The 1,417-nt window shown below is 37.1% G+C and carries 2 protein-coding genes; one reads left to right on the top strand and one right to left on the bottom strand.

The genetic code is table 11. From position 1 onward, the window contains the following. Window positions 1-434, bottom strand: a 434-nt coding sequence (locus I3255_RS14320) for a permease (protein ID WP_238039419.1), incomplete at its 3' end; no start/stop codon positions are given. A gap of 183 nt (window positions 435-617) precedes the next feature. On the opposite strand from I3255_RS14320, the gene I3255_RS14315 reads away from it, so the two are divergent. Beyond that, complete coding sequence (locus I3255_RS14315; RefSeq protein WP_238039418.1) at window positions 618-1,298, top strand: DUF5666 domain-containing protein; 681 nt, start codon at window positions 618-620, stop codon at window positions 1,296-1,298. The last annotated feature ends 119 nt before the right edge of the window (window positions 1,299-1,417 follow it).

Here is a 1,417-nt window from a genome sequence, read left to right as displayed (position 1 = left end):
AGCGCTGTAATAAGTATAGCGAAAATACCTACAAGCATAGATGCAAATAGAGGGGAGACATAAACCTCACCAAAAAATCTTGTCCACAAAATAGCCAGTACAACAAACCAACCAAAGAGTGATGCTGCGGTATTGAGTGCGATAACAGTAATTGTCGGAAATAAGGGAGGTAGTGTGCTAGATAATTGCGGATTAGCACTTTTTTGGAGACTTCTTTTTAGAATCATGGCCGTAATGAGAGATAAGATAATACCAAGCCCGAAAGTTAAAGAAATCGCTTCTCCCCAAACGGTATTTGCTGTATTTGAAATCGAATTAAGAGAAATGGGAACGGATTCTTGGTTACCAAACGTGTGCCAAGCAATTGCACCATTGATGATTCCATTGATGGTTCCTGATACGAGAGAATCTCTAAATCTTATTGTATGGGACATACTAAAACTTCCTCATTATGCTTTTATAGTATAATTAAAAGGTATTTTTTCTAAAAAGTAAACTCTAGAGTATCTTTTATGGTAAGGTTTATCCTTTAAATCAATGTGTTTTTAATAGCAGAGAGTTAAGATCACGTTTTATACTATGAAAACACGAACTTACTGTATTTCTAGAAGGTTGCTATGAAAAAGTTAACATTAGCGGTGGCACTGAGCTTACTTCTTAGTGCATGTGGTGATAAAGCGCCCGCACCAGAACAAACCCAATCAGCTCCACAACCTATTACTCATGCATCTGGTGTGTTAACGGCAGTTTCTGCTGGTAAATATACGTTAACACTGAACGGTAAAACCTATAATACAGAGCTTGCAAATGTTGATTATGAAGGCCTCGACTTCAATATAGATTCAGTGCATAAAGGCATGAATGTTTCACTTACCATTCAAGGTAACAATGTTACTGATATTAAACTCGATCCTGCATTTTCCGGTTTAGCAACTCTGAATGCGGATAATCAATTAGCCATGAATGGCACCAAAGTTACTATTACTGATCCTGAAGTATTTAGTTTAGATTATAAAAACGGTGGTGGTGATTTAGGATGGGTGCTTGTCTCTGCACATTTAGATAATAATAAATGGGTTGTGACTAACGTATCTCCTGTAGTTAATATGCCTAATTCCGAGGTGGAAGGGAAAATCTCAGATTTAACTGATAGCAGCTTTATGTTGGGAACGACGAAAGTGGCGTATCAAGCTAATGCCATAACCGACAATAAAAAATTAGCGAATGGCATGTATGTTCAGGCAATGGGTGTCTTTAATAACGATACACTGACCGTTAACCGTATTGATGTGAAATAATTTCTTACCATATTCATATTGTTTGCAGTTACAACTACTTAGATAGGCAGAAAATGATATTATTCTCTGCCTATGTACAAGTGGTTTTTACAGTATGAATTTCAGCCTTGGTGCGGTGG

Origin of the sequence: Psychrobacter sp. Ps6 (assembly GCF_022129235.1) — a bacterium.
Taxonomy (GTDB): domain Bacteria; phylum Pseudomonadota; class Gammaproteobacteria; order Pseudomonadales; family Moraxellaceae; genus Psychrobacter.
Note: the sequence above shows the minus strand (reverse complement) of the source record. Positions and strands in the feature narration are given on the sequence as shown.